At 29.8% G+C, this 25,281-nt stretch carries 26 protein-coding genes; 6 read left to right on the top strand and 20 right to left on the bottom strand.

What is annotated here, in order from left to right; translation table 11 throughout:
• The first annotated feature begins 52 nt into the window (after positions 1-52).
• The 3 genes from C8C88_RS09645 to C8C88_RS09655 are packed head-to-tail and all read left to right on the top strand — an operon-like array spanning position 53 to position 929.
• Complete coding sequence (locus C8C88_RS09645) at positions 53-421, top strand: DUF5675 family protein (protein WP_199711405.1); 369 nt, start codon at positions 53-55, stop codon at positions 419-421.
• 12 nt (positions 422-433) lie between these two features.
• Positions 434-697: a hypothetical protein gene (locus tag C8C88_RS09650; protein WP_121337881.1), complete on the top strand. Its 264-nt coding sequence runs from the start codon at positions 434-436 to the stop codon at positions 695-697.
• Complete coding sequence (locus C8C88_RS09655) at positions 687-929, top strand: hypothetical protein (RefSeq protein ID WP_233549327.1); 243 nt, start codon at positions 687-689, stop codon at positions 927-929. The genes C8C88_RS09650 and C8C88_RS09655 overlap by 11 nt, the downstream gene beginning before the upstream one ends.
• A gap of 185 nt (positions 930-1,114) precedes the next feature.
• On the opposite strand, the gene C8C88_RS09660 is transcribed toward C8C88_RS09655, so the two are convergent.
• The gene (locus C8C88_RS09660) at positions 1,115-1,537 is read right to left on the bottom strand and encodes a hypothetical protein (protein WP_121337882.1); all 423 of its coding nucleotides are present in this window, start codon (positions 1,535-1,537) and stop codon (positions 1,115-1,117) included.
• 925 nt (positions 1,538-2,462) lie between these two features.
• Here C8C88_RS09660 and C8C88_RS09665 point away from each other — a divergent pair.
• Entirely contained in the window at positions 2,463-2,987 is a 525-nt protein-coding gene (locus C8C88_RS09665; RefSeq protein WP_121337883.1) for a hypothetical protein, read from the top strand.
• On the opposite strand, the gene C8C88_RS09670 is transcribed toward C8C88_RS09665, so the two are convergent.
• From C8C88_RS09670 to C8C88_RS09740, 15 genes are all read right to left on the bottom strand, one after another.
• On the bottom strand, positions 2,918-4,402 hold the full coding sequence (locus tag C8C88_RS09670) for a Fic family protein (RefSeq protein WP_121337884.1): 1,485 nt from the start codon (positions 4,400-4,402) through the stop codon (positions 2,918-2,920). The two genes, C8C88_RS09665 and C8C88_RS09670, sit on opposite strands and share 70 nt — an antisense overlap.
• A 222-nt stretch (positions 4,403-4,624) precedes the next feature.
• A complete protein-coding gene (locus C8C88_RS09675; protein WP_158588992.1) occupies positions 4,625-4,945 on the bottom strand; it encodes a helix-turn-helix domain-containing protein in 321 nt (106 codons plus the stop codon).
• Between the two features lie 25 nt (positions 4,946-4,970).
• Positions 4,971-6,098, bottom strand: coding sequence for a hypothetical protein (locus C8C88_RS09680; protein WP_121337887.1), 1,128 nt, complete (start codon positions 6,096-6,098; stop codon positions 4,971-4,973).
• Between the two features lie 142 nt (positions 6,099-6,240).
• Entirely contained in the window at positions 6,241-7,305 is a 1,065-nt protein-coding gene (locus C8C88_RS09685; protein ID WP_121337888.1) for a hypothetical protein, read from the bottom strand.
• Positions 7,306-7,319: 14 nt separating this feature from the next.
• Positions 7,320-7,871: a hypothetical protein gene (locus C8C88_RS09690; RefSeq protein ID WP_121337890.1), complete on the bottom strand. Its 552-nt coding sequence runs from the start codon at positions 7,869-7,871 to the stop codon at positions 7,320-7,322.
• Positions 7,872-7,890: 19 nt separating this feature from the next.
• On the bottom strand, positions 7,891-9,360 hold the full coding sequence (locus C8C88_RS09695; protein WP_121337891.1) for a hypothetical protein: 1,470 nt from the start codon (positions 9,358-9,360) through the stop codon (positions 7,891-7,893).
• Position 9,361: 1 nt separating this feature from the next.
• Positions 9,362-11,194, bottom strand: coding sequence for a hypothetical protein (locus C8C88_RS09700; protein WP_121337892.1), 1,833 nt, complete (start codon positions 11,192-11,194; stop codon positions 9,362-9,364).
• A gap of 2 nt (positions 11,195-11,196) precedes the next feature.
• Entirely contained in the window at positions 11,197-12,222 is a 1,026-nt protein-coding gene (locus C8C88_RS09705) for a 3'-5' exonuclease (protein WP_121337894.1), read from the bottom strand.
• Positions 12,223-12,229: 7 nt separating this feature from the next.
• Positions 12,230-13,249, bottom strand: a complete 1,020-nt coding sequence (locus tag C8C88_RS09710) for a DUF1848 domain-containing protein (protein ID WP_121337896.1) — start codon at positions 13,247-13,249, stop codon at positions 12,230-12,232.
• Positions 13,246-13,875, bottom strand: coding sequence for an alpha-ketoglutarate-dependent dioxygenase AlkB (locus tag C8C88_RS09715; RefSeq protein WP_233549328.1), 630 nt, complete (start codon positions 13,873-13,875; stop codon positions 13,246-13,248). Before C8C88_RS09715 ends, C8C88_RS09710 begins: the two co-directional genes overlap by 4 nt.
• Before the next feature lie 63 nt (positions 13,876-13,938).
• Positions 13,939-16,368 carry an AAA family ATPase gene (locus C8C88_RS09720; RefSeq protein ID WP_121337898.1) on the bottom strand — a complete coding sequence of 810 codons (2,430 nt, stop codon included), beginning with the start codon at positions 16,366-16,368 and terminating at the stop codon, positions 13,939-13,941.
• Entirely contained in the window at positions 16,358-16,540 is a 183-nt protein-coding gene (locus C8C88_RS09725) for a hypothetical protein (RefSeq protein ID WP_121337899.1), read from the bottom strand. The genes C8C88_RS09720 and C8C88_RS09725 overlap by 11 nt, the downstream gene beginning before the upstream one ends.
• A gap of 6 nt (positions 16,541-16,546) precedes the next feature.
• On the bottom strand, positions 16,547-17,002 hold the full coding sequence (locus tag C8C88_RS09730) for a hypothetical protein (protein ID WP_121337901.1): 456 nt from the start codon (positions 17,000-17,002) through the stop codon (positions 16,547-16,549).
• 110 nt (positions 17,003-17,112) lie between these two features.
• Positions 17,113-17,991: a site-specific DNA-methyltransferase gene (locus tag C8C88_RS09735; RefSeq protein WP_121337902.1), complete on the bottom strand. Its 879-nt coding sequence runs from the start codon at positions 17,989-17,991 to the stop codon at positions 17,113-17,115.
• A 3-nt stretch (positions 17,992-17,994) separates the two neighbouring features.
• Positions 17,995-18,258: a hypothetical protein gene (locus C8C88_RS09740; RefSeq protein ID WP_121337904.1), complete on the bottom strand. Its 264-nt coding sequence runs from the start codon at positions 18,256-18,258 to the stop codon at positions 17,995-17,997.
• Positions 18,259-18,484: 226 nt separating this feature from the next.
• Between C8C88_RS09740 and C8C88_RS09745 the strand changes: the two genes are divergently transcribed.
• Together C8C88_RS09745 and C8C88_RS09750 are read left to right on the top strand one after the other, a co-directional pair.
• On the top strand, positions 18,485-18,697 hold the full coding sequence (locus C8C88_RS09745) for a helix-turn-helix domain-containing protein (protein WP_121337906.1): 213 nt from the start codon (positions 18,485-18,487) through the stop codon (positions 18,695-18,697).
• Positions 18,698-18,701: 4 nt separating this feature from the next.
• Positions 18,702-19,262 carry a hypothetical protein gene (locus C8C88_RS09750; protein WP_121337908.1) on the top strand — a complete coding sequence of 187 codons (561 nt, stop codon included), beginning with the start codon at positions 18,702-18,704 and terminating at the stop codon, positions 19,260-19,262.
• A 40-nt stretch (positions 19,263-19,302) separates the two neighbouring features.
• On the opposite strand, the gene C8C88_RS09755 is transcribed toward C8C88_RS09750, so the two are convergent.
• The 4 genes from C8C88_RS09755 to C8C88_RS09775 all read right to left on the bottom strand — a co-directional run bounded on the left by C8C88_RS09755 (position 19,303) and on the right by C8C88_RS09775 (position 25,277).
• A complete protein-coding gene (locus tag C8C88_RS09755) occupies positions 19,303-20,811 on the bottom strand; it encodes an HAD hydrolase-like protein (RefSeq protein ID WP_121337912.1) in 1,509 nt (502 codons plus the stop codon).
• A 7-nt stretch (positions 20,812-20,818) separates the two neighbouring features.
• The gene (locus C8C88_RS09760; RefSeq protein ID WP_121337913.1) at positions 20,819-21,721 is read right to left on the bottom strand and encodes a type II restriction endonuclease; all 903 of its coding nucleotides are present in this window, start codon (positions 21,719-21,721) and stop codon (positions 20,819-20,821) included.
• Positions 21,696-22,616, bottom strand: coding sequence for a DNA adenine methylase (locus C8C88_RS09765; RefSeq protein WP_121338636.1), 921 nt, complete (start codon positions 22,614-22,616; stop codon positions 21,696-21,698). Before C8C88_RS09765 ends, C8C88_RS09760 begins: the two co-directional genes overlap by 26 nt.
• Before the next feature lie 567 nt (positions 22,617-23,183).
• Positions 23,184-25,277: a VapE domain-containing protein gene (locus C8C88_RS09775; RefSeq protein ID WP_121337917.1), complete on the bottom strand. Its 2,094-nt coding sequence runs from the start codon at positions 25,275-25,277 to the stop codon at positions 23,184-23,186.
• Positions 25,278-25,281 lie beyond the last annotated feature (4 nt).

Raw genomic sequence — 25,281 nt, forward strand, 5'->3', positions numbered from 1 at the left:
CAAAGAAAGCACATTGAGCCAGCTATACATTAACGGAATATTTTAATGCTATTTGTTAGAGGATAAAATTAGAGAAGTAAAAATAGCTTCTCAAACTGCCATTCCAAAAGGTGTTTTTAATTTGAAGTTGAACACTCACGGAGCTAAAAATGTGGATTACAAAAAAGCATTTGGAAAGCTTCACGAAGGAATGATTGAAATTACTGGTTTGCCAAATTTCAGCTTTGTTTATATCCATACCGGAAATACTATCAAAGAAACTGCCGGGTGTCCGCTTTGTGGTTTTGGTTTCCAATTCGTTGATGGCAATTTTCAAGTTACTCAAAGTGTTGCAGCTTACAAAATGATTTATCCAAAATTAGTAGCACTGGCAAAAGTTGAAAACAATGTAATAACTATTGAAAATAATTTTCAATTCTAAAAAGGCCAAAAAATGGAAAACATCAACATCATCGCCACACTTTTTGGAACGTTAATCACCTTGTTACTCTCGATTGTGGCTTATTTTATCAAGCAATTACACACTGATTTCAAGAGTATGGAGAAAGATTTGATTGAAGTAAAAACGATGGCTTTAATCATCAAAACCGAGTTCAAAAGTGGCAACGATTTATTGAACCAGAAAGTAGAATACATCGAAAAAAGAGTATACAATTTAGAATTATCAATTTTTAAAAATCCAGATTATGAAAAATAACAAAATGAATTTAGTAGAAAGAACCTTGGCGCCAACTCCAAAATGGTTTAAAATTTTGAGAACTGTTGGAATTGCTTTGGCTTCCGTTGGTGGAATTATCATCGCTTCGCCTATTGCCTTACCTGTTGGATTGGTTTCGGCTGCTGGTTACTTGGTTCTGGGTGGTAGTATTATTTCAGTAGTTTCTCAAACTGCTGTAAAATCGGAAGAAGAACCTAAAGCAAACCCTTAAAAACGGTTAATAACCACCTCGAAAGCTCCATTTATTGGAGCTTTTTTTGTTTTTAGCAGTCAATAAAAGTAGATTGCTTTGCTTTTCTTCGATTTATTTAAGTGGTGCAATCATATTGCACTTATGCGTTGGTTTGCTTGGGAATAAGGCGCAATCAATCCTAGTCCATTTGGACCAGGATTGATTTATTTTCTACAATAACGGTATAAAATGGCTCTACGAATGTCATTTATGAGCATCATATCCTCTTTGTACTGTTTTTCTTTTTTCTCCAAAAGTTTGAGAGGTGCAACATTTTTTTGGTGCTGCTCGTGTTCCACGATCATTAAACTGGCTTGTGGATTGAATTGTTTTTTGAAATCTGGAAGACGCAAAAACGAAATAACAGAACCTACTAAATACTGATGCCAGAATTTTGTTTGCCATAAACTATAAGCAATGAAAAAAAGGCTTTCGCAGTCCTCTTCATTTGAAAAAATGATTACAAAGCTGTTAGTAAATGGCGTTTTTTGTGGCTTTCCGCTGTTCATCCCCTTGTTAAGTATGAATAAATGGGGTTTTGTGTAAACGGTGTCTTTTCGGTGGGTCTTGATGATGAAATTTAGCATAACATTCGGCTTTAAAAATGGGTTAGATTTTCAATTTTCCACAGGGTTTCGGTTGAAAGACCAATGTGCTTCGCTACGCTCCGCCCATTAAATTTTTCAAAAGAAAAAAAAGGAAAAAAAAGAAAGCCATTCGTTCAAGTGGAAGGTTTCAAAAAAGCAAGTTTTTTTGATAAAATACTACCCGATACATCATCGGAAGTATGGTCGTGAAGGTTGAACAAAGTGTTGTTGCGAACCGTTATGGGTGGAGATTTTATCAAAAACCGGAGGCTTGAACTTGCTTTTTTGTAAACCTGGAACTTACCTTTGCCTTCTTTTTTTTATTTTTTGTTTTGATTTCGTTTACCAATCGTCATAGTATAATCGGAAGGTTTTTGAGGGAAAGGGAGTTGACTTGGAATAGAGTGGTTTTCGGAAAGTGTGTGGATTTTAAAAACAGAAAAAAGAAATATCAAATTCATTCCTATTATTTTTCTGTTTTGAAAATCAATACTCTTTCTTGGACTTGATTTTGTGGGTATTGAAAATCACTTTACTGAGTTTTTCAATTTTATAGTACAGGTTTTCAAGTGATTTTCAATACTTACAAAAACAATGAAAAAATAATACCTAGTGCGATGGGGCAGTAGCGCAGGCAAGTGTGTGGTTTTTTATTTGCTTACTGGGGTGTTTTTGATTGCTTTTGTGGAAAAGTCGATGCCATAGACTTGAAAGAAAGACAATGCTTCGGGCTGGTCAACTTTATATTTAGGAACGGTATGGCATCGGCTTTTCCGCTGAAGCAATTACTTCGGGTTTTCTGGCAAATAAAAAACCACACTCTTGCTGGCTTCTATTGATTTTGTGGGTGTTGCAAATTGCTTATTCCTATGTCGTGAATGTTAGAAATGGAGTTGATAAGCGGTTTGCAATACGCACAAAAACAATGCAAATACTTACCGATTTAAACACAAAGTTGCTAAAAACAGGTTACGTAAACGTTCTTGAAAGCAATGATAACCGTAAAGTTTCCTTTGAAATTGCGAAGGTTCTTAAAGACAGTGGCGAAGGGCAGCATTTTTTATTGCAGGCCGGTGCGAGGAAGCAATTAAAAATGTTGTCCTGGAGCCACTGGCAAGCGCGTTGGGTGTGGCGGCTGTTTTACATAAATGATATTATAGCTTCATTGCAAAAACCAAAAAAACAATATAAAAGCTTTGTAATGAACTATAATACTCAATTATGTAACACAGCTTGGGGAAAAAAATTACTGGCGCGAGTCACGCAGTGTACGTGTTTTTGTTCAAAAACCGTGACAGTAATTTTTTTTGGAGCGTTGGCAAAGGAGTGCCAATCGAAGGGTAAAATGCCTTTCTTTATTATTTGGGTTTTGTTTGGCTTTTATTGCAATGGAATTATTTTCAGTTTTGCTTCTTCGTGTTCTTTGAAGGCATTGCTTAGTGTTAAATGATTTTCTAATGCTTGCATATCGCTTGCTAGGAGTGAAGCACTGAATTCTTGTGCTCTTTGCAACATTCTGATATAGGCCGCCGGATCATAGTTTCTTGTTAGTCTTCTTAATGCTCCTAAATAGTCATCGCGATACACTGTTGGAATTATGATTCGAGTTTGGTTTGCTTTTACTAATTCGGCATTCATCATTACTCTTGCAATTCTTCCATTTCCATCCAAGAATGGATGTATTTCGCTTATCATAAACATAATATATGCTGCTTTTGCGAATGGTTCTTGCAGTGCTTGGTAGTAATCAAATCCTTTTATTATTGTTCCTCTAACTAAGGTATGGTCAACAAAATGTGTTTCGCCTGCCCGGTTGTTTTTGTCTTTGAATTGCCCTGGTTTTTTTGAGGTTCTTGCTCCTAAAAGTATTTGATGCCTGTATTGTAGTATGTTCAGTAATTCATCGGGATTTGAAGGTGTTGTACTCATTTCCGTTTGATTACTAACTAATCTGTAGGTTCCTAATATGTCGTGTGAATCTTCATCTCGATTTGGAATTGGTGTTTCGGTTTGAATGATGCTTTTGGCTTCTTCTATTTCGAAAATAGTTCCTTCGATATAGTTTGAAAAATAGGCTTCAAAGAAGGCGAAATTTCGAAAGGCATTGGTTTCTTTATTCCTATCTTGACTTTCTTTATAAGGTTGCTGTTGCAGTTCTACAAACAGTTTTTCGAATAATTCTAAACGGTGTTTGTCGTAAGGGTTTCCTAAAGCTCTGGCTACTGCCAATGGCGATGTGAGTATTTTGGAAGGTTTTGTAGTGAGTAAGGCACTGATTAGTTTGTTGAGTTTGTCAAATTCGGTTTGCATTCCTAATTTGTTGGCAATTTCTCTTGCTTTGTCCCGAAATTGGTTTAGTCCTTCTTCTCCTTTTACTTGTACTATTTGTTCTAATTTATTTTCGATTTCCGGGAGGGTAATCGTTTTGGATGTTGGTCCAATTTGGCGAGAAGATTGTAGGTTTTCTAAAAAAGCTCTTTCTTGTTGTGCTACAAATAATTCTCCCGAAAAGGGATTGTCTCCTTCTATTGCCGGTAGTCCTTCCATAAAGCGGATGGTTATTCCTGGCAGTTCAATTTTCTTGGTATATGTATAAGTTACAAATATTTGATTTGCTGTTGTTGGTTTGAATTCTAAGGCGGAACGGTGACTTAATACTGCACCTGGATACAGTTTTCCAAGAATGGTAAAAATATTTCTTCTAATAATAATCTCTTCTGATTCATTTAAATTTGAAGTATAGATACGAGGAGCAATTTTTTTTATTTGCCCTGTTTCTTCCAGTTTTCCTAATTGTCTGCTTATTGCTGTATCGCTTGAAGCAAAAATTACTTCCTGAAGGTGAATTGGGATGTTATTTTCCATTAGAAATGCTTTTATACTTCAAAAATAGCTAATAATTTCCAGTAAAGCACTATTTAACGCAAATATTTTCCATTATAAAGCTATTAAGGTCTTTTTGTGTTTTCCACTAAAAGGGTGTTTTAATGAATAAATACAAACGATTTTCCAGTAAAGTCTATTTTCTAACAATAATTTTCCAGTAAAACACGCTGTTTTTATTTATTTCGATACAAATAACAGTAATTAGTACTTTCTTGGATGTTTTCTTATGTATTCATTTGCTGCCTTATCTATGTCATACCCAGTATTTACCTTGGTAGAAAATATCCATTCATTAATTTCGTCTCTTTTAAAATACAGTCTTTTGCCATTTTTATAATGAGGGATTGAACCTTCAGAAGTAAATTTATAGATAGCTGATGGGCTTGTTTTTATGTATGCTGATAAAGCTTTTATATCCATTGGATCGTTTGTCTGTGCTAAAGGACCGTTGGCACTTAATTGTTCGATAGTTTTTTCTATGCGGTCCAGTCTTTCTAAAATAATTTCAAAAGGATTTTCCATTTTTACTATACTTATGATTATTATTCTACCGGAAATAATAGTTTGTTTTTTTAGGGTTTTCAATTTCATCAATATCATTGTCATTTAATAACTCATCTTGTTTCGCTGAAGTAGGATCTATCCAATCTGCTTTGTCATAAGCCCATTTTATCCAATCTTTGAGTTCTGCTGTGAGATTGTTTTCTGTGATTGCTTTTTGTTCTGTGGCTTTAATGAAATTTCTATACATAGTTGCTTTATCGAATTTTTTAGCATCTGAAAAAAGTTTCCTGGTTTTGACTACTTCCTTCTCTTTTCGAGCTTCAAAAATCTTTCTTATTCGTTCTTCTTCTGCTCTTCTAATATCACTTAATCTACATTCTTCTCGCCATTCTAATTCTTTTAGTGCATCCAGTTCAATTTTGGCAACCACTTTGGACAATCTGTTTTCTAATTTAGTAGCACCATCTACCCATTCTTTTGCACGAAAACTTTCTCCAATTTGAAGAATTAAAATACCCGTTGGTATATATGTTGCCGTTTCATATATTTTATCAGAAAGAATTCTTTTTGTTTTTTCTCTTATGTTCCAGCTAAATTCAACATCATAAGCTACTATTTTAGGACCATAATTATTTATGTCTCTACGGAAAGAATGGCCACGATGCCTTAATAGTTTAATGAAACTATCCATTATATTTAATGCTCGATTATAATTGGCTTCTTCTACATAAATATGTACAGTATCCAATTTATCGTTTCTAACAAAATCTTTATTTTTTCTACTTTGATGATAGCTTTTAGTATTCTGAATTAAGATATCTGGCTTTGTTAATTTTTCAGGAACTATTAATGGTGCTTTTGGATCACTCTCAATTTCTTTGGTTCTTATGGTTAAAGGTGTCTGGTCTACATTAATTTGATTGCCTTCTTTCCTAATTGTTAAAACGATTTTGTCAACAACAGCAAAGACTGGATTGAGCTTCTCTTTTTTAAACTTTTTATTGAATTTGAGTTTTGACCAATAACTCCCATCAGGCATAGGGACTTCATATTGTTTGCACAATTTTTTTATTCCGTCATTTGTATATGCATACTGCTGTGTCAACTTTGAAAGTGTTGTTGACCATACTATGTCGTATAATTCTTTTCTAGTTAATTCGATAGTTTCCATAAAAAACACCTCTTTAAAAATCAGAATTAAAGGTACAAAATGTTGTTTAAAAAATGAAATTAGCGAAATGAAGCAAACAAAGATGTGAGTTTAGGAATACTTGGACTAAACGAGGATTTTGTGCAGGTGAATGAGATAATGATTAGATAATTCCTCTTATTTGTAAATGATATTTTAAGGATGAAGTTCTTTCGTAATCATCATCAAAAGGTATTTGATTTTCTTGTTCTTCCTGAGATTGGGTAGTATATTTATTTAATTTTTCATAGTAATATTTATCGAAAAATTCTTGTAAATTAATACAGTTTTGTAATATTTCTGTTTTAAAATAAACATTAAAATCTTTATACAATATAATTTTACCTGATTTTAAGCTTTCTTCCGAGACGATGTTAGGATGTAATAATATTAGTTTATAGTACAAATATTCAAACTTTACTAACCATTTTAATATTTGTATTTCATCCTCTAAATTGACTGATTTAAATTCTTCTAAAGCGATAGCTGCTTCATCTTCAATAATTATGAATTCGTATACACCATTAATATGATAAAAACAGCTATCAAAAGGTGATATATTTTTGTATGACAAATCAAACCAGTCTAAAGAATTATAGAATTCCTCATATTGCTTTACCCAGGTAATTATTTGATCTTTTGAAATTTCAGTTTTATCAAATTGGTTAAGATAATTAATTGCACTAATAGACTTTTTGTTTGAAGAAATGTAATATGCAGACGGTTTGAAATTAACTTTTTCGTCTTTATATACAGTAAAATTTAATTGTTTTATATTTTCATCTATAGTTTTTTCATTAGTACAAAAATCAGAACACCTGTATATATCTTTTACAGACCCATTTTCGTTTTCTTCTATAATGAAATTTATATATCGACCTGATTTATTTCCAACAAAGGCTATACCTTTTTTATTTTTATTGGTACATTCAGCGGAATTACATTTTCCCTCATAAGGAATAAGTTTATTGTCTTCCTTTTGAAAATCTGTGAAAACTTCTTTCAGTTTTTGGAGAAAAATTGTTTTGGTAGTATCTTGATAACTTACATTGTCTTCCAAAATTAATTCAAGTGCTTTGCTATTCATTTCTGAAATAGCATTAATAAGACTTGATGTGCCTCTTTTTACAATGGTAACATCGCCTAATTGTGCAAGTTGCTTTATTAATTTTAGTTGTTCTGGTGTCATTTTTAAATTAGGGTTTAAAATAATGAAATTCCTCGCTGATATTCTGGTCTTAATCCTTCGGTAGTATATTTTTTTAATTCGTATTCTAAATGCTCTTTCATAAAATCTTCCCCAAATTCCTCATATACTTTAAAGAATTTCATTGCGATTGTGTTTAAATTATCTGCAGGAATTCGTTCTTTTTTATCTGAACTAGCTTTTCTAAAAGACGAACAAATTAAACTATATATTTCAATAATCTTTTCATCACTAGTTTTTTCTGTTGGTGCTGTATTATTATATTCGCCGATATTTCTAAGTCTTTTTACTAAACTAGTATTTAGCTTATCTTCGAATGAAACTGGTTCTTGTGGTTTTCTTTTAAGTATATAATAACTAAAATAAAAAACAGGATAAAAAATGGTCATAAAGGATCTCGTCAAAATAATAAATGAGTATCTGTAAAACCAACTTTTGTTTTTATTTTCTTTTAAAGAGTATTTATCCTCAATGGCCAAATGTTTGGCAAGTGGACCAACGAAATTTAATATAAGTCCGATAGAAATATAGATTAGAAAAAAAATCATAAAATTGATTTAGCAAATATTAAATTACACATTTAAAAACTCTGACTACTCTAGTCCATCCATTTATCCAATCATCCGATTTACTGTTTATTTTAAACAATTCTTCAAAACCATCATTGCTAGAAAAAGCATTTACAAAACTATCAATTCTCGCTGTTTTTAAATCAGTTATGTAGGGACTTACACATAAAAAATAATTTTCTCCAGGAAAATTAGCTTTAATTAAATCAATCAATTTTGATAATGAGAAAACATCCATATCAAGTATATTAGAAAATAAATGTATTCGCGTCTTATTTACTTGTAGAAAATCATTAGCTACCAATGAATCTAAATCCTTGTTTATTGTATTAATAATTTTGGTGTTATTGCTGAATTTTGAAACGTGAAGTGATGCTCTTTTTAAAGCTATTTGGGAAGGCTCTATTAGCGTTATTTGTGATATTGATTGGTCGATATCATAGTCATTTAAATATTCCAGTAAAGTCATTGATGCCATTCCTTGCCCACAACCCCAATCGATGCAATGGGGATTTTTATTAAATATATGTTCCGGTAAATGTTTAAAACTTGAAACAAGTTTTGTATGGTGCATTTTGCCATAACTCTTTAAATAAGAAAATAATTGGTTTTCATTTTCAATAATTTTAACTCCACGTTGAAGAGAATAGAAAACATTTGAATCATTTATTAGAGCGAATTGATCAACAGATATTTGTCTTATCGAATGAAAGTTTACAGCAGCACTTTCTAATAAGTCAGCATAGTTTGTACCTTCTTCTATTAAAAATAATTTATTTTCAAAAGGAAAATGCCTTTTTACTCTTTTTAGAAAAGTATCTAATAAATTTTGAATTTTATTATATGAAGTAATAGGATCAATTAAATCAAGATTAAGTACTTGATTAATAAGATTGTTTTGTAAAAAATAATAATTAGGATTGTTTTTTTTAGAAAGTATTTTATTTTTAATTGAAACTACACCTTCATTGTTTTGTTTACCAAAATCATTAATTACTAATGCGTAATAACTAATAAAAGTATCAATTACCTTATCTTCTGTATCTTCTTCCTGATTATATGCAATTGAAAGTCTATCTAAAAAGCTATCTATAATATTATCGTAATCCGATATTTTTTTTATTCCTATAAGATATAAAGAGGAAGCTTCTAAACGGCTGCTTATATTTAAATTATTTTTAATTAAAAGTTTATAGAGTTGATGAAAAGGCATTAAAAAACTAAACCTTTGCGAAACATCAAGCAATATGCTAATAAAACTTTTATTTGATTCTATTGAAAAATCTAACTTTTTAAAATTTTGTAAGTTATTTGAAATATATAACTCAATTCTATTTTTGTCAATATTTAAATCACTAAAGTTTTGTGTTAAAAAAAAATCATATAACCTGTCCTCATTCTGCTCAATAAAAGAACTTAAACTTTCTATACTGTTTGAGTCGTCTATCAATTCGTCAAAAACACTCATTTTAAAATATTCCTTTTTGAGATTCTACATATAAAATAGCTTCTATTAATTTATCCATATCGTCAGGATTGTTTTTAAAAGCTTTAAAATTATCTACTTTAAATTTTTCAGCCTCCTTTCTTAAATTAGTAATATTTAATTTTTTGAGTTCTTGCTTTCTATTTGAATTATCATTCTGAACTACTAATATTTCTATATTGTCAGCTTCATTGACTAGATTTTCATTAGGTGCTTTTTCAGTGTATAGTTTATTTACTTCTACAGAATTTTCGGATGAAGAATTAATTGTTGTTCCCAGGGGTTCGTTTGGTTCTTGAAAATCTTTTATATTATCATTTTTGTTTGACTTTGATTTTTCTATAATTTCTTCAAGGTCTTTAATCTTTTTATTTTGTTCGAAAATAATATTATTTAGTTTATCAATCTCTAAACAATTATCAATGTGTTTTTTATCAAATTTATTGTTTAACTCTTTTTCAATTACTTCTTTAGCATTTTTGTATATTTCAATTTCGTACTCTTCAAAATCTTCTTTTAAAAGATTTGTAAAGTATTTAGTTCCTTCAATATCATCTTTATCAATTAAGTATTTTGGAATACACTTATTAATTTCTGATATGATTTTTTGATAAATTTTATTGCGTGAAATACTTTGGAAAATTTCTTTGAAACCAATTTTTTCTTTTTTTTTGATAATAATAGTTTTGTCTAGTACTTGGTATGTTTCAAAATCTGTATCGTTAATTTCGTTTTCATATTCACTTACCCAGCTTAGATATTCAAAATCACTATTGTCTCTCTTATTATTAAAAGTAAATTGATAAATACTTTCTATTGTATAATAGTCTAATTGGCTGTCTAATTTGAATTTAACATCAACATTAAAGTTATTTGTTTTATAATTATTTCGAAAAACATCATAACCTTTATTAATACCAAATATTAATGCAATTCCTTCTTTTCTTTCAATTGGGAATTTATTGGATATTATATCAGAAATAAAAGTATCAATACTTTGCCTTGTGCCCTCACCATAAGATGCAAGTATTGCAACGAAATAGGTTAGTTTTTCTTGGCTGATTTTATCAATTAAATATTTACCATTATTTGTTAATAATTGAACTTTATCAACCTTAGCAAAATTCTCAACAGTACTGTTATTTATTTTGTTATAAATAGCATCATATAGACGATTAAATTTTTCAGTACGAATTATTGCCCACTCTTGGTTGTTTTTGACTTCTACTTCTTGATTTATTATTTCATCTCTAACTAAATCGTTTATTACTGATAAAGTATTAAAATAATTTGTTGGATAATTTTGAGGGTCATTACCGGCAATACTCATCACTGCAAAGCCACCCATTAACCTGTCAAACTGCTCTAATTCTTTGCTCCAATCTTTTAGAGAGTTTTGATTATTAATTGATGTAAATTCTTCAGTATTTATTTCAATTGAATTTGGCACTACTTCAATTAAATTTAGTGGTAAAAAAGCAGCCCCACTTTCTATGTTATATACAGTGTTGATCTTTTGTTCTTCATTTTTAAATGTTATTTTCTTAATTCTAGAAATAGGAAGTGGCATTTCTAGTGTAAAAAAACTATTTGAAATTTGAACAGCTTTTTCTGTTTCTTCATTGAGTATAATTTCTAATGAACAATCTGTTTCATTTGTAAACATACTATTTGACAATAGTATTTGATTATCAAATCTATTTTGAATATCGGTATTTCTATTTTGTAAATATTTAGTTGGACAAATGCATCCTTTTGCAAAATAAAAAGCAAGATTTTCTGATTTTATGGGTAAAAAATATGTTTTATTATTCATAATTATTCAATATCATAAGTGTTCTTATTTCCTTTGTTTGGCTTCGTTTTACAAATTAAAAATAAATTTGTTTTGGTTCTAGTTAAGGCAACATAATAATCTTCTTCATTTACTACGTCTAGTTTATCAATATACCAATCATAAGAGTCAAAACTAGGAATAATTACAGTGTCAAATTCCGTTCCTTTTGATGATTTAAAAGTAGTAATATGAATACCACTTAATCCTTCAAATTCATCTAAGTCACTATTAAATTTTGTACAGTCAATATCATTGTCAAGTTTTTCTCTAATTAGTGCATAGTATTCTTTTACTTGTTTTTGAGTTGGAACTAAAATTGCAATATTTTCAGTATCTCCTTGAAAATCATTAATAATACTCATAATAGCATCCAACTCGTCATCTCTATTCCAACCAGTAATTTTTACAATAGGCTTTAAGCCTGTTGTTAATGATCCGTTTATAGTGTCTTGAGGAATTAAAATATCTGGAAAAACAGAACGTATAAAATCAAGTATTTCTTTTGAATTTCTAAAGTTTTTTGTTAGGGTATATTCTTCATTTTCGAATGTTTCTTCTAACCAATCGGTTAATCCTGTTAATTGTTCTTTATTTAGATAAAGACTTTGGTCGGGATCAGCTCCATAAGAAATTTTGCTAGAAAATCTTTTAATAGTTCTATATATATCAATATTAACATCTTGTCCTTCGTCAATAATTATTTCATCATATTCTCTGTGTAAATTTGTATGAGAAGACCACCAAAGTGATCTATTGACATTTTCGGCAGCTTCTTCATTTTTTGATAATGCTGATTGTATTAAATAATGTTCTAACGTTTTTGTATAAGTTAAGAGCAAACTTTCTCTGATACCAGTTTCATAGTTTCTAATATGTCTCCATAAACAAACAACGCTTTTACCTGTACCTGGACCACCTGATAAAGCAAGTGAATCTGTTTCATTTAAGGCTGCTTGTTGATTGGGTGTTAATTGTGTAATTATGGGTAGATTGAAATAATATGGCATAATTTATTTATTTTCCTGTTATAGTATCTGCTTTTGAATTCATTGTATGTGATTTGTAATTAGCAAAGGCTGCTTCCTTTGAAGTATTTGCATAACAATAGACGCATTCGTGCGGACAAGTATTGTACTCGCCAATGTCCTTACTCATAATGCAACCACAAGCTTCTCTTTGACCTTTGTCTTTTATTTTTTTTGTTTTCGTTATAGTTGTTGTTGCATTAAATAAGGAGGGTTCTATAAATTCTACTCCTAAGAATTTCATTAATTCTTCGTCTTGATGAAATAAATCAATCATAAGGTCGTCATCAATACATTTGTTGTGATCTATACCATATTTATTCAAGTCGAACTTTTCGGCACAAGTTGCCAGTTCTAATCCCCATTTTTTATTTAACTTTTGTAAGCCTTCTGCAAATTCCATCATTGTTTCCAAAGTGAATTCACTATATTTAATATCCGCTTTGTTAAGATTGTTTTCTACTTTTTTGTAAATATCAATGTCAGCAAAGCTGAAAACTAACTTCGTGGTGTATTCGTATAATTTGTCGCCGATTTTTTCCAATCTTTTTAGTAGTTCCTTTACATTAATTTCGTTTGTCAGCAATAATGGGTCAAAGCGCCATACTACTTTTTCTTTTCCAATTCTATTGGAGAGTTCTTTAAATGTTTCTATTCTACTTTCTAAACGAGGCACTTTGCCCTCAAAACCTTCCTTGTCATAATCATTTAATGAAAATTGGAAATAATAATTTTTGACATTTTCATCCAAGAAATCAAGATGTTTCATCATCGGTTTTGGATTTTTTGTCCAAAAAACAACTACTCTTGTGTTTTTGAAAGAAACATAAAGAGGTAATCCATTAAAAGGATTTTTCCATTTTACATAACCGGCTTTCCATCTTTCTACAAACCAATCTGCATAAAATGTTGGGATATCAGTTGAGCGACTGGCTGACACAATTATTGGTGCTTGTGCCAAAACTGTTTCTCCCTCATCATTTATTATTTCAACTTTTTGCCAGTTCATAGTATTACTCTAAAAGTTAAATTGATTCTTTCTTTTAATGGTTTACTCGATTTAGGAACTTGATGTTGCCAAAAGTGTTGTAGTTCACCCTGCATTATCAAAACACTTCCGTGTTTTAATTCAATCTCCAATTTTTCCTTTGTTATACGATGTCTTAATTGGAACTTTCGTGTTTCTCCAAAATTAGCGGATGCAATTACTGGATTTTTACCAAGTTCTTTTTCTGCATCAGTATGCCAAGAAATTGAATCGGAACCGCTTCTATATCTATTTAAAAGGACACTATTAAAAACTACTTTAGATTCCGGCTCAATTTTATTTTTAATAGCAAGAATTTCATCATTCCAGGGAGTAGGACTTAGAGTAATGCCAGAAAATGAATAGGGCTTGTCATTATCGCCGTACCAAGCAGTTAGTCTAGGAAAGTCAATATTTTTCCCATATATATTCATAGATTCTTGTTTCCAAAGCACTTTTTCTGTCAATGCTTTCAAGTAAAAATCACTTTCAGATTTTGAGAAAAAGTTTGGTAAATAAATAAATTCACCGTTTGTGATTTTATTTAAACCCGTTTTAGGAAAAGTATTATCATTTCCATTGCCCCCAAACATATCTAATTGCGCCATATACAAATGTAATTAAAATTGATGTTCTTTGATTATGCTTTGTTTTAATATTATTTGCACTTTTTACCTTTTCCAATCATATTTAGTTGCATCACAACCACAACGAATTTTATTAGTTACGGTATCGTAATTTAATAAACTTACTTTTGTTTTTTTACAACTTATTTCTTGACAAATAAATAATTTTTCCAATTCTAAAATATCTGCCCAAAAAGAATTTATATCTCCTATACTTGCATTAATAGGATTGTCGTGAGAAAGAGTATTGCCAAATAATGCAGAACTCTCTATTCTATCTAATAATGGGTATTTTAATTTTAATTCTGTACTTGATTTTTTAATTTCTGATCTAATCGCCATAAGTAGCTCATAAGGCATTCTGTGTTCATTAGAATCGTTATATCTGAAACTCAATTTAGCATCAAGATTTAAGGCAATATCTTTTAAACAATGCTCCAAATATTTTCGCATTGGGTTTCCAATATTATCAATATTACCCTCTGCTAATTGATATAAAATTGATTCTTTTAAGTCACTTGGTTTTTCTTTAATGAAAGTTCCTTTCTCTTCTGTCCACTTTATCTCATTGACCAACCAACCTTTGTTCTTAGCCTTTGGACTAATAATATTTGTAAACCATTCCTTTTCGTGGGTTAATACTATCAGTTGATGTTTTGAAAATTTATCAAATAATAAATCCGCAAATCTTCGTCTATGGTTTGAATCAAAACTTGAAATCACATCATCTAAAATTATGAAATCATTTTCTTTATTAAACGCATCTACTGAAGCTAAAAAAAATGATAACCCTAAGCAATTCAAATGTGATTCGCTAAAATGCTTTAAAGGATTAACTTCCCATTTATCATTATATTTATATTTGATGGTTAGACCATCTAATTCATCCTCTTCTCCTTTAGTAATAATTTCAATGTCTTGAAAAGGTTCATCAGGATTCATAAACTGATAATACTCATTAATCTTTACAGAAAAAGAGTTTATAAAATTATCAAGTCCTTGCTTTTGCTGTTTTTCAAACTCATCATAAATTAACTGAAATGATTTTTGTTGATTTTCTAAAATTACTTTTTGCGCTTCAAATTTTTTAATGTTTAAAAAAGCATCTCTGGAAGCTGTAATATTTGAGTATAAAACAGCAGGTGTTTCTCCTTTTTGAGATTCTTGGATTTTGATTATTCTATCATTTATGATTTTAAGAAATTCAAAATCATTTTCAATTAATTTGATTATATCCAAAACTGGTAATTTATCTCCAGAAGTTATTTTAACTTCAGCTGTATTTTGATAATTTTGGATTTTGGTTTTTAATGCAGTTAAACCCTCTTTAATGTTTTGATTATTTTCTTTATCTGTTTGTGTATTATTTAATAAAATATCTAATCTCCTATTTCTTTCAATTGCTATGTCTTTTACACTATTTAAAGCAATTCCAAACTTTGCTTTTTTCTGTGAAGATTCTTCGATATTCGCTAATCTGATTTTGATTTCAGAAAGTAATTCATCAGAGTTTTTTGTTTGCAAGCACAAAGGACAATTATCCTCTTTAAGGTATTTACTAGATAAAATTTTTGTACCAGATTTTAATAATTCTTCGAAAAAAGTTTGTTTTATAGCTTCAACATCATTTGCAATAATTTCGAATTCATTAAAATATTTTGAATATTCATCTTCTAATAATTTTGATTCACTTTTTAAAAGAGTCAAAGCACTTTTTGAATCTTCAAGAAACTTTAACTCAAATTGTTGATTTGGATCTAGACCTTTACCCAAAAGAATAAGTAGATTTTTGATATCCTCAAAAGATTTTACTTCAATACCAGTATTCAGTTTCTTTATTTTTTTGTTGATTGTATCAAATAAGTTTTTTTCCTGTGTGGTAGATGCACCAATATTTAAAATAAGTTTTTCCTTTTCATTATTAATAAGTGTCTCAAAATTTTGAGTTTTTAAATTACTCTTTGCATTATTTAAAGATTTCAATAAGACACTTTTTATCTTTGTAACCTCTTCAAATCCAATGATATCAGAAAGGTGTTTTAATTTTTCTCCTTTTGGTTTGTCAACGAAATTTCTAATGTATTGGTAACGAGAAATTAGATTTTCTTTTTCTGAATCATCAAGATATTTTTTAAAATCTTCGCTAGCATTTGAACCTTTTTGAACTAATTTATTGTTTTTTAAGGACAATGTTTTTGTAGCATCTAAAAGTGAATTTGTATAGGTTATACTAACTTCTGAAGTTTCCGTATCTACAAGTTTTGCATTCCTAATAGCATCGTTTGTATCAATTTCAGGAGTGGATAAGTGTTTGATTTTATTCGTGTAAAACCATTCAATAGCATCCGAAATACTACTTTTTCCAGTGCCATTATCGCCATAAAGCAAAATAGATTTTCCGTTTAAAGGCAATTCTATAATATCTTTTGCTCCTCTGATACCTTTAATTTTAAGGTTATTGATTTTAATTGCCATCTTTTACAGGGAGTTTAGGAAGTTCATTTTTTACATTTACATCAGTAAGTTTACCTTGTGTGTACAAGTCGGCTAACATCTTTGCTATGTCTTTATCTACATTTTCGATACTTTCGATATTTTTAAAAAAGTCGTCCAATATTTCTTTCCCAGATTTTACTTTGCTTTCCATAGTATTTTATTTAAAATAGTCCCAGTCAATTTTAAAACTTGTTGAGAGTGTATTGTTTAGAATTTCAAAACCAGTTTTGTTATTACAAATTGGATATACGCCAAAATGCTCCACAAAATTTAATAGAAAATAGCTTTCTAAATCTTCAATACGAAAATGCCAAATGTTTTGAAGCATTTCGAAATTTATATAAGTAAATAAAAGAGGTTCTATTTTTCTATAATTAGTAAGTCCTATATTTTTTGATTTCCCATCAAAATGTCCTGATAATCTACTTGCAATACTATTCGTTTTTCTTTCACTCATTCCGATATATAACAATTTTGATTTCTCGAAAGGATATTGAATATCAATAGACTGACTAAAAATAAAATACAAGCCAGCAATCCCATTTAATGGTTTTATATTAGCTAGTATGAACGGTTTAGGGCTATCGAAAAATATAGTTACTTCGTTACTCATTTCTAAAACGCATTAAATTTATCTCCCAAATAATTTTTTAGATTGTGTTTTTTGATTGTTAAATGGTCATAAATTAGTCTTGATAAAAAAAATAATGTTTCCATTTTAAATTACAAAATCAATTCGCTACCATATTCTTCAGTTGGTTCTTTAGCCAGAAATAAATCCAGTTCTTTTTTATTAGTGAATCCTTGTATTTTTTGCCTGTATAATTCAGCTGTTTTAGGGTTTTCGATTTCAAGTTTTCTGTTTTTACTTATTTCCAGAAATTCTTGTTCTTGGTCTATTCCTAAATACCTTCTGTTTAAAAGATTTGCTGCAATTCCTGTTGTTGAACTTCCGGCAAACGGATCTAATATCCAAGCGTTAGGTTTTGTTGATGCCAGAATTAATCTTGTTAATACTGCTAAAGGTTTTTGAGTTGGATGTTTATTACACGATTTTTCCCAAGGAGCAATGGCAGGAAGTTTCCAAACATCTTTCATTTGCTTATTACCATTAAGCTGTTTCATTAATTCATAATTGTAATAATGAGGCACTTTCTCTTTTTTCCTTGCCCAAATTATCAATTCTGTAGAATGTGTAAAAAAACGACACGAAAAATTTGGTGGTGGATTATTCTTTTCCCAGGTTATTACATTAAGTATTTTGAAATCTAACTCCTGAAGGATTTGCCCAATTGAAAAAATATTGTGATACGTTCCACTTATCCATATTGTGGCATTATCTTTCATTTTATCTCTTGCCAGTGTCAACCATTTCCTATTGAAGTCATTGATATATTCAAATCCTTCTGACTTATCCCATTTTCCTTTGTTTACAGAAACAATTTGCCCACTTTGAATAGACATACCATTGTTAGAAAGAAAATAAGGAGGATCAGCAAAAACCATATCAAACTTATGCTCAAATTTTGGCAAAAGTTCCATTGTATCTCCTTGGAGAAGATTAAAGTTTTTATCTGTGGATTTGAAATAAGGCTTTAACATAGGTTATTTATAACTCTCTATTACCCCGTTATAATATCCCAAAGAATAAGCAGCGTGAGGACTTCTATGTCTTCTCGCTCCTTTTTGGCTATCTTCTAGACTATCTAATATAGATTCTAAATTTATATTTTCGGCTTTAACCAATCCGTTTTCATAACCAATTTCATAAGCACAGGAAGCACACCTATGTCTTCCTGAACCTTCTTGTCCTATTGGTAAGTCTTTTACAATAACATCAATCGCAGTGTGCGTTTTCTTACAAGCCATTATGGGAATTTATTAAGGTTAAAATTATAATTTATGATTTTTCATAAAACTATGAATTGTAAAAATACATTTAAATTTTGCTTTTTGGGATTAATTTTTATAATTACCTCTAAAAAGCATTTCTAATTTAATATTCTTTAAACTGGTCTTTTTTTTATGCGGAATATTTTATAATGCTACTTGTTGTATGTAGACTTTTTGTATGTAAAAGATCATCTTTGATTCGATGAAAAAAGAAATTTTATTAAAGTTTGGTAACAAGATAAAAGACCTCCGTTCAAAACGCGAATGGTCTCAGGAATTGTTAGCTGAAAAAACAGGTTTTCATAGAACTTATATTGGAATGATAGAACGTGCAGAACGTAATTTATCACTTACTAATGTAGAGGTATTTGCTAAAACTTTTGATATGACTATTTCTGAATTATTAAAGTTTTAAATATATGGTATACAACGAAAAATATTTTTCAGATGGAGTGCTTAGACAACTGAGACCAAAAAAAGATGCAATTAATATTTATACAACTGTAGAGGGATTAAAAATCGGAATGTTTCAAGGTAGTAGAGGTCAATATCCGGAGATAGATTTTGTAGTGAAAATTTTAAAACCAGGAGAAAAAGAAAAGCTAATACCACCTCCTCATTCATTTTGGGTAGTGGACTTGATGATGAAAATTGTAGACCACAACAAGGAGGTTATTGAAATTTTAGATTATTACATAAAATACTATAATTCTGTCACCCCTTTTATTACTAAAGATGGGAGGATAAACTATCGTTTAGAAACAGTTGATTATATAACAGAAAAATATTCTAAAATAAATCAACCCCATACTTTATCAATTAATTATGTTGCCGTAATTATTGAGCTTTTTTGCAAAAATGAAAAAAGGAATGCCGGAGCATATATGTTTAGAAATTTACTTCAAACATTACTAAAATATGCAAAGAATGAAGTTGATTATATGACTGTTATTATTGCATCTCAACCTGGTTTTAGATAATAAAGTGTTATATTAAGGGATATGAAATTTGGTTTAAATTTTATTTCTTCTCTTTTAAAGCTTTCTTTAATAATTCGTTTTCAATCTTAAGATCTTTATTGTCAATATCCAAAACTTTATTCTGTTTAATACTTTGTTCATAAAATTTATAACTCACAGATTTTTGATGCTGATTAAATATAAATAGTAAAACAGTTATAATTACTAGTGACCAAATTAAAGGTCTGTAAAAGAAGATAAATCTTCTGTTCGAATTAGATTTGAATCTAATACCAAATTTTTCAAAATTATAGTTACTTTCTTTGGATATGGAGTTAGAAAGACCAATTTCAGGAAAAATTTTATTCCATTTGTTTTCAATTTTTGATGATTGTTTGACAGAGCCAACTAAAAATTTATGGTACCAATGTTTATCCATAAAATAAAATACCCAGATAATTAATGCTCCGAGAATACTAAATATTGCACTTACAGGTATATAATAATTAAATATTATGAATGATAAGTTTTCTTTGAACAAAAAACCTATGCCTGCTATTATAAAAGTAAAAGTTGTTAATGCTAAATTCCTTATTTTTAAAGCTATATCATTAAAATGTTGTTGAACATCTGTAATTTTGTTCCATACTGCAATAACATTTGGTAATAATTCAATATTTAATTTTAAATCATTTTGTTTAAATCTAAAGTAGTTTAGAATTTCATCATAAGAGTTTATAAGTTTATAATCAGGTTCAATTTCTTTATTTTTTAATTTCTCTTTAAACTCAATTTCTCTTTTCACATCATCATCATTCCAATGTGTTACTGCTTTTAGCAATTCATACTTTTCATTTTCTATAATATGACCATAACTAGCATAAACACTTGTAACGCCAGTATCAATAGCCATTTGGATATCTCTGTCTAGTTTATCACCAATATAAATTGTTTGCTCTTTTTTTAATTTAAAGTCTCTTAAAATGATTTCAAGAATTTCTTTATTTGGTTTTCTATCATATTTTGACAAATGTCTAATTTCTGTAAGCTTAGGTTCCCAATAATTTTCTGGATAATATCTAATTGTGTTTTCAGGTATGCCTGAGTCTACAGGAGTATATATACAATCAAAAACACCATCTAGATCTAAATGTTTAATTCTTGTTTTTGTAAAGAAAGCATTAGATTCAGTAAAGCCAATTATTAAAACACCTTGTTCCTTTAATTTTTTCAATGTATCTAATACACCATTATAAGAATTTAAATTTCTCTTTTTGTTTGAGTAGTATTTGTGTAAAATTGATTTCCCAGTTATAGGCTTTTTAGTTATTTCTTCTTTTTGTTTGGCAGATAATGATGTCAATTCATTAAAAGCGAAAGAAACTTCTGTAGTGCCATATTTTTGATGCAAATTTTTGAAATCTGCTTTTAAAACATCTGGATTTACTTTTGTAGATTTAACTATGTCATCAAAGTAAGGTTTAAACGATGAATGCCACATTTCTAACCAATTCCAAATTGTATCATCTAAATCAGTAATCACACAATTTATTACTTTTCTTTCCTTCATCGTTAAATTATTTTAAAATATTCTCTAAGGTTTTATCTTTCAACATTTCTAAATTCAACAAATAATCTGCTTTATCAAAATATTCACGTAAAGGTTTTTGGGTTGATTTCCAACCAGCGCCGTCAGTAATCCATATGAAAGTGATGTCTTGTGCATTCCAATATTCATTCATTTTTACATATTCAGTAGCGGTAGATTTTAATTTAGAACCACCACCGCCGTAAAAATTGCATTCAATAAAATAAAGTTTGCCATTTTTATTGATTGCAAAATCTAAATTACGAGAAGATTTATCTACTTCAATATCAATATTCCAATGCTGTTTAATTTTTTTGGCATTAGCTTGTGCCATATAATCAAAGCCTAATTCATCACAAGCTTGTTTGACAAATTTTTCGACAATGTTTTCCATTAGTGTTCCACCTCTGTTTTTCCTGCCATTGCTGTCTAAACCAACTTCAACACCAGTAACATAATCTACTAGGTTTTTAACTTTTTTATCTTTCATCAAATCTCCTAAACCAGATTGTATGAAGAAAATTGCAAGGTCTTTACAATCTTCATCTGACATTAATCTGTGCTTAAAATCATAGTCTTTGTAAATAAAATTTGTTTCGTCAATTAAAATAGAAACGGAAGTACTTCTAAATGCAATTAAAAAAGGAAAAGCTTTAATGACTTGTGGATATTCTTTAATTAGGTCGAAAACTTCCTTTTCTATATTATCTTTTCCAATAAGAACATTTAAAAGATTCAATTCCTTTTCAATGGGCTTAATATTTTTATGGACTTTTTCCCAATTCACAAAATAATTCCAAAGTGTAATTCCCTTGTCCTTAAATGTTGTTGATATTTGTTCAAAAAGTAAATCTTCATTTTCTAAATTAAGCAATTGACAAAGTTTGTTCATTCTTGTAGTTGGTTATTAGTAATTCGGTTAGTTTTCCTCTTTTTTCTGCATTAGCATTGATACTTCTTCTTGCAAATACTCTATTAATATGAAACTCATCGTATATATCATCAAAGAAATTATCATCCATATCTTTTCCTTTGACATCTGAATTACTCAAAATCCAATTATGCTCTAATGTATTTAAAGTTTTGCAAAAATCTCTTAGGCGAATTTGTTCCTTATCGTCAAATTCGTCTTTAGAATAAGTGTTGAAACTAGAGGTTTTACTTAATGGTTTGTAGGGTGGGTCGAAATAGAATAATGCAGGTTTTTCTGCGTAAAGTAATGTTTGTTGGTAATCACCTGTTAGGATTTCTACCTTCTGCAAAGCTTCACTTACTGCAAAAATATTTTCTGCATCACATATCATTGGTTTTTTATAACTACCAATAGGAACATTGAAGCCATTGCTTTTATTTACACGAAATAAACCATTGAAGCACGTCCTGTTTAGAAAAATAAATAAAGCTGCTTGAGTTACTTTATCAGCAGATCGAGTATTAAAAAGGGTTCTTTTTTGTGTATAATATTCTCTTTTATTTTCAACTTCTAAATCAATTGAATGGTACTCTTCTTGAAAATCTTTAAGCACAGAAATCAATTCAATTGGATTTGATGCAATTATTTTATAAACATTAGTTAGGTCGGCATTAATATCATTAATTACTGCTTTTTCAACTTTAGGAAAATTATTTAAAATCCAAAATAAAATAGCACCGCTGCCTACAAAAGGTTCAACAAATGTGAACTTCTTGTTCATAAATTTTTTAGGGAGTACTTTTTCAATATCTGTTATCAACTGTGTTTTTCCACCAGCCCATTTTAAAAAAGGTTTTGCTTTTTTATTTTCCATTTGCATTCTCTTCCAGTATTTCTGAATATGTTGTTATTACTAAATTGTTCTTCTTTGCATATAAAATTGCTTCATCTTCTGTTTCAAAGAAGATATCCAACATATTAAATGTTTCAATATTTATTAGGTGATATATTTGAAAATCACCTTTACCGACTTTGCGTATGAAATATACATTTTGACGAGACATAGTATTTGATTTAAAGTGAAGGTATAATCAACAAATATAGTTAAAAAGCAATCAAAAGCAAATGAGTAAATACAAATTTAGGGCAAGGAGGGTAACCAAATTTTGAGTAAAAGATATTTTATTTTTTTAGAAAATAAAAAACAGATTTATATAGCTGTTTGGGTGCAAACTGGAATGACTACTTTATTAAATTGCGTTATTATGGTCTTATATTGCCCGATTGTTTGAGAAGAAAAAAAACAAAAAATGTTTGTGGTGTTTTTTGGTTACCCTGCCTGCCCTGTGAAAATGATGTAAATTGAAGAAATTGAAAGTAGTAAAAACAAAAAAAGTGGAAACGCTAGTTTTCCACTTTAAAATTGATGATTTTTTGTTTTTTATTCTTCAACCACTTTGTTTCTGTTATCTACATCTTCCCAAGTGTTTTCTATTAATGCGTAAACTGCTATTCCGTTTTTTTTAAGTCTAATGAAATTATGTTTTTTAAGCGCTTTGCCTAACTTGTTTATTGTTCCATCAGTTATATTTATTTTTGCTTTTTCAGCCAGTTTAGCTGCTATTTGTGAAGCATTTAGAAAAACATTAGCCTTTTCTCTTTCGCAAGGTTCAAACCACGTTAACAGCAATTCTTCCTCTGGGCTGTGTAGTTGGTATTGTTCGTTATTTTCGGTAATTGACTTAATTTCTTCCTGGTCGAACCAATATCTAAAACCACTTTTGAAAAGAAACAATGCTTGTGAAAATGCTAAGTTAATATCTACATTGTGCTGGTATTTTATGCCTTCCAACTCAAAACAAAGAAACCTTCTGCTTCCTGTACTATCGTTTAAGAACTGTGCTGTATTAACACTACCTGCAAACGATGCCCTTCTGGGCATTGTTTCGTTATTGTGTCCGTAGGCTTTTCTCATTCTGATTTGAGTTTTTGTAATGATTTCTTTGAGTGATCCAATCTCGGAACGGTTTAAGTTTTCGAGTTCGTCCAAGTTGATTAACATACATTCTGAAAGCTGCACCAATGTATCTTTGTTGTTTGGGTTTATGGTTCCGGAAAACAAATACTCTTTCAAAGGTCTTGGAACCAGTTTTTCCACCCAAGTTGTTTTGCCCAGTCCTTGCTTGCCACTGAATACAATTACCGTGTGATTGATTACTTTATCATCAAGGACACAACCCACCATTGCCACTAACCATTTTTTAAAACATTGTTGCCAAAGGTCTTGTTTTGTAGTTGTAATTGTGTTTGCTAATTCAGTAATGTAATCGGTCTTTTCATCATAAGAAGGTAAATTAAAAAAGTAATCTTCAAATGGATTGAACAGCACACAGAAATCAGAATACAATAAGTTTCTTAATGATGAAAGGTTTGTTTTAATTCTACCTTTTAAACACTCCCGAAGCATTGAATTTTCAATAAAATCATTCATTACATTCCACTTCTTTTTACCGAAATACTGGAACTCTAATTTTCCAGAAACCATATTGTGCCGAAATACATATTTGTTTGATAAAAACAACTCTAAACGGTCAATTTGGGTTGGTTTTGGTTTGTCTTCATCGTCTTCATCCTCTATAATAGTTGTTGGTTTTTGTTTTTTTGGCGTTAGGTTTTTAGGAGCTTCATATTTCTCATTTTTACCAAACTCGTGACTATTTCCATAAGCACTATTTACTGCTTGAGTTACTTCTTTTTCGTCATACCCAAAATCAGTTAAAATATATCCCAAAGCTTCGTTTAAAGCAACTCCTTTTCTGTTTAGGTTACACGCTAGTTGATGTACAAATACGTTGCGACTACCATTCACGAATTGCACTTTTTTTTCAGTGAATTTTATGCAATGATTGTAAATGGCATATTGATCTTCAACTGGTTCAAGTTTTTGAGTTTTAGGTTTAGGTTGTGTTTCAGTTAAAGGCATTTCGACTGCGCTCAATGTGACAAAGGTTGTAGCGTTTTCGTTTAGGTATAAATTTTCATCCCAGGAATAAAAGCATAGTCTGGTTAAGTCTTTGCCTGATTTGTCTATTTCTAATTTTAAAATATTCTCATAATGTGCTTGAACCAAGAGAAATGCTTCTTTGTGATTGGCTTTATCTGAATTGATTTTTACTAGAATTTTTAATCCGTTACCTGATGGACTTATGAAACTGGCAAATGTGAATTCACTTTGATTGGCCAAATGCTTTGCATTTTGCAAATCGGCTGCACTTAATTTGTCGATGTCCAGAATGATATAACTGGAATAATTCGCAAGGAATTCCAATTTTCGACCTCCAACAAACTTTCCCGAAGGCGTGAATGCTGGAAGTGATTTTTTGGCTTTATTGTAGGCTTCTGTTTTGTTTTCGGCAAGTGATTTTCTCAAGTAAATTATGCCCGGTCTGTACTTTCCTGTTTTGATTTCTTCTAAAATTGTTGAAATTGTTTTGTGTTCTACAACCTCGTTGAAATTCTTGAAAATGGTTACCATAGTT

Source organism: Flavobacterium sp. 123 (assembly GCF_003634825.1).
GTDB lineage: Bacteria > Bacteroidota > Bacteroidia > Flavobacteriales > Flavobacteriaceae > Flavobacterium.

Bases quoted from the DNA above. Each gene is read 5' to 3' on its own strand.
- C8C88_RS09725 (WP_121337899.1), bottom strand. From the start codon at position 16,540: ATGGAAAGCAAAGTAAAATCTGGGAAAGAAATATTGGACGACTTTTTT.
- C8C88_RS09750 (WP_121337908.1), top strand. From the start codon at position 18,702: ATGGTATACAACGAAAAATATTTTTCAGATGGAGTGCTTAGACAACTG.
- C8C88_RS09760 (WP_121337913.1), bottom strand. From the start codon at position 21,721: ATGAACAAACTTTGTCAATTGCTTAATTTAGAAAATGAAGATTTACTT.
- C8C88_RS09705 (WP_121337894.1), bottom strand. From the start codon at position 12,222: ATGCCATATTATTTCAATCTACCCATAATTACACAATTAACACCCAAT.
- C8C88_RS09755 (WP_121337912.1), bottom strand. From the start codon at position 20,811: ATGAAGGAAAGAAAAGTAATAAATTGTGTGATTACTGATTTAGATGAT.
- C8C88_RS09665 (WP_121337883.1), top strand. From the start codon at position 2,463: ATGCAAATACTTACCGATTTAAACACAAAGTTGCTAAAAACAGGTTAC.
- C8C88_RS09740 (WP_121337904.1), bottom strand. From the start codon at position 18,258: ATGGCTTGTAAGAAAACGCACACTGCGATTGATGTTATTGTAAAAGAC.
- C8C88_RS09670 (WP_121337884.1), bottom strand. From the start codon at position 4,402: ATGGAAAATAACATCCCAATTCACCTTCAGGAAGTAATTTTTGCTTCA.
- C8C88_RS09685 (WP_121337888.1), bottom strand. From the start codon at position 7,305: ATGACACCAGAACAACTAAAATTAATAAAGCAACTTGCACAATTAGGC.
- C8C88_RS09745 (WP_121337906.1), top strand. From the start codon at position 18,485: ATGAAAAAAGAAATTTTATTAAAGTTTGGTAACAAGATAAAAGACCTC.
- C8C88_RS09655 (WP_233549327.1), top strand. From the start codon at position 687: ATGAAAAATAACAAAATGAATTTAGTAGAAAGAACCTTGGCGCCAACT.
- C8C88_RS09675 (WP_158588992.1), bottom strand. From the start codon at position 4,945: ATGGAAAATCCTTTTGAAATTATTTTAGAAAGACTGGACCGCATAGAA.
- C8C88_RS09700 (WP_121337892.1), bottom strand. From the start codon at position 11,194: ATGAATAATAAAACATATTTTTTACCCATAAAATCAGAAAATCTTGCT.
- C8C88_RS09650 (WP_121337881.1), top strand. From the start codon at position 434: ATGGAAAACATCAACATCATCGCCACACTTTTTGGAACGTTAATCACC.
- C8C88_RS09730 (WP_121337901.1), bottom strand. From the start codon at position 17,002: ATGAGTAACGAAGTAACTATATTTTTCGATAGCCCTAAACCGTTCATA.
- C8C88_RS09720 (WP_121337898.1), bottom strand. From the start codon at position 16,368: ATGGCAATTAAAATCAATAACCTTAAAATTAAAGGTATCAGAGGAGCA.
- C8C88_RS09765 (WP_121338636.1), bottom strand. From the start codon at position 22,616: ATGGAAAATAAAAAAGCAAAACCTTTTTTAAAATGGGCTGGTGGAAAA.
- C8C88_RS09710 (WP_121337896.1), bottom strand. From the start codon at position 13,249: ATGAACTGGCAAAAAGTTGAAATAATAAATGATGAGGGAGAAACAGTT.
- C8C88_RS09680 (WP_121337887.1), bottom strand. From the start codon at position 6,098: ATGGAAACTATCGAATTAACTAGAAAAGAATTATACGACATAGTATGG.
- C8C88_RS09690 (WP_121337890.1), bottom strand. From the start codon at position 7,871: ATGATTTTTTTTCTAATCTATATTTCTATCGGACTTATATTAAATTTC.
- C8C88_RS09695 (WP_121337891.1), bottom strand. From the start codon at position 9,360: ATGAGTGTTTTTGACGAATTGATAGACGACTCAAACAGTATAGAAAGT.
- C8C88_RS09775 (WP_121337917.1), bottom strand. From the start codon at position 25,277: ATGGTAACCATTTTCAAGAATTTCAACGAGGTTGTAGAACACAAAACA.
- C8C88_RS09735 (WP_121337902.1), bottom strand. From the start codon at position 17,991: ATGTTAAAGCCTTATTTCAAATCCACAGATAAAAACTTTAATCTTCTC.
- C8C88_RS09715 (WP_233549328.1), bottom strand. From the start codon at position 13,875: ATGGCGCAATTAGATATGTTTGGGGGCAATGGAAATGATAATACTTTT.
- C8C88_RS09660 (WP_121337882.1), bottom strand. From the start codon at position 1,537: ATGCTAAATTTCATCATCAAGACCCACCGAAAAGACACCGTTTACACA.